The sequence below is a fragment of the Falsiroseomonas oryzae genome, assembly GCF_027856955.1.
Classification (GTDB): domain Bacteria; phylum Pseudomonadota; class Alphaproteobacteria; order Acetobacterales; family Acetobacteraceae; genus Falsiroseomonas; species Falsiroseomonas oryzae.
Genome location: NZ_JAPSMD010000653.1, coordinates 1 through 2,198 on the forward strand (window position 1 = coordinate 1; position 2,198 = coordinate 2,198).

Sequence of the window (2,198 nt, forward strand, 5' to 3'; positions counted from 1 at the left end):
TCCGCGCCGGCGTGCCGGCGACGAAGTACTCCAGCAGCCGTTGCTGAACCGAACGCGACAGCCGGCTCCGACGGCGCCTAACCATCTCTCCAACCTAGCCTTTCCACCCTTAGCTAGGTCAGCCCCTGCGGCTTTACCGCTTTGGCGCTTTGACGGGGTCCCGCGAGGTGTGCGTTTCGGACAAATTCCCCGGGGCTGTCGGTTGGATGGGAGGGGGCGGATGCACGGGGTCAAAGAGCGGCGGTCTTGTATAAGACTACGTTCCTAAGATAGCGGTGACGGCGGCGCCGCGCCAGGGAATTCCGCACGCGGGACGCGCGACCTTGCGGGAGGACGCGCCGTGGTCGGCTCCGGCTTTACCGTGCGCAGGACGGGCCCGATCCACAGGCGGGCAGCCCCAGGCGACCCGAAGCGGCGGTACCGCCGACCCGCTACCTGCTTCCGCGAGCGCCCGGATGCGACCCAAGCGCATCAACCACGCCACCACGCGTCGCGGCAGCGTTACGACGTCGGGAAACTTTACAATGTCGCTGCCCTATCAGGCAGCCTCCAGCACAAACACCTGAAACTGCGAAGTCATCGTGAGTGGCCTATGAATTGCTAGAACAGGCGGGCGGGCGCTTTTTGCCCCGCAATGTCCAGATGATCGATGCGCTCACTCATCGCTGCTGCTCAGGCGGCGCGGCGGCGGAGCAGGCCGAGGCCAAGCAGGCCGACGCCGAGCAGCGCGGCGCTCATCGGTTCCGACACGCCGACCTCAGGCTCGCCCACAAGGGAGGCGGTCCAGAGCCCGCGGTCGTACGGGGCGAACCCACCGATCCCAGTTGCCCAGGGGCTGCCGCCTCTGGCGACACGGTCGCCGCCCAGAGCCGACGCAACAGCGTTTCCGACCGCGAAGGCGAAGCCCTGAATGTCGGTCACGCCAACGATCAGGTCCAGCAGCGCCCCGTTGAGCGTCACCAGCGCCGCGCCGGTGCCGGAAAGCCCCTGGCCCAGGTTGGCGCCGGTGTCGTAGGAGCCGAAGATGGGCGGCTGCGTCGCATAGACCACCACCCCGCCCAGGGTGAAGTTGCTGCCGCCGGTCACGATGAAGCTGTTGTTGTCGGGCTGCAGCGTGCCGGTCAGCGTCCCGCCGATGGCGGCCGGGCCCGTGCCGTAGCTGAACACCAGCGTCGCCGCCTGCGGCCGTGGCTCCGCTCATGTCAAGGATTCCGACAGCACGGCCGGGCGCGGGCGTCACCCCCGCGCCCAGCCGATCGCCGCGCGGGCCAGCGCGTCGATGGTGTCGCAGACCGGGAAGGGCAGGGCCGGGCCGGCGGCGATGCCCAGCGGGATCTCGGTGCAGCCCAGCACCACGGCCTGCGCGCCGCGCAGCACCAGCCGCCGCGCCGCCTCGGCCAGCGGGTCGTAGGCTTCGGCGACGCGGTTGGCCTTCACCTCCGCGATGGCGGGGGTGACCAGCGCGGCCATCTCGGCGCTGTCGGGCACCAGGCAGGCAAAGCCGCGCGCCTCCAGCCGCTGCTGGTACAGCCGCATCGCCAGCGTGCCCGCGGTGCCCATCACGCCGATGCGGCCGCCGGGCACGCCGAGCCGGACCAGCTCCGCCGCCGCGGCCTCCACGATGTGCAGGATGGGCAGGGGGGTGGCCGCCTGCATCGCGTCGAACCAGCCATGCGCGGTGTTGCAGGGAATGGCGATGGCACCGCAGCCGGCCACCTGCAGGCCGCGGATGCCGCGCAGCAGGGCGGGCAGCGGGTCCTCGGCGCCGGCGACGCGCGCGGCGGTGCGGTCCGGCACGCGCGGATCGGACCAGAGCACGGCGGGGATGTGGTCCTGGTCGCGCGCGGCCGGCGTCAGCAGCGTCAGGCGCCGCATGAACTCCGCCGAGGCCAGCGGGCCCATCCCGCCGAGCACGCCGAGCATGCCTTCCGCCATCGCAACACCCATGCCTAAGCTCGCCTGGCCGCCGAGGAGACCACGCCATGCGACGTCGCCTGCTGCTCACGGTCAGCGCCAGCCTGCCAGCCGCCGCGCTGGTCCGACAGCCCGGCGCCGCGGAGCCCTGGATCGCGGCCACCGAATACCCGGCCGGTGCGATGCCGGCGGAGGGGCTGGCGCGGCTGGCGGAGGCGGCGCGGCCGCTGGCCATCACCCCGCGCTTCGACGCGCCGGAGGGCGTGCGCTCCGCCGCCATGCCG

General features: G+C 72.1%; 3 protein-coding genes. 1 reads left to right on the plus strand and 2 read right to left on the minus strand.

Annotation, left to right across the window (positions count from 1 at the left end; translation table 11 throughout):
• Window positions 1–672: 672 nt before the first annotated feature.
• Together OZN99_RS30145 and cuyB are read right to left on the minus strand one after the other, a co-directional pair.
• Entirely contained in the window at window positions 673–1,167 is a 495-nt protein-coding gene (locus OZN99_RS30145) for a PEP-CTERM sorting domain-containing protein (protein WP_270938900.1), read from the minus strand.
• Window positions 1,168–1,236: 69 nt separating this feature from the next.
• Complete coding sequence (gene cuyB / locus OZN99_RS30150) at window positions 1,237–1,947, minus strand: cysteate racemase (protein WP_270938901.1); 711 nt, start codon at window positions 1,945–1,947, stop codon at window positions 1,237–1,239.
• Window positions 1,948–1,982: 35 nt separating this feature from the next.
• Between cuyB and OZN99_RS30155 the strand changes: the two genes are divergently transcribed.
• Window positions 1,983–2,198, plus strand: a 216-nt coding sequence (locus OZN99_RS30155; protein WP_270938902.1) for a hypothetical protein, incomplete at its 3' end; no start/stop codon positions are given.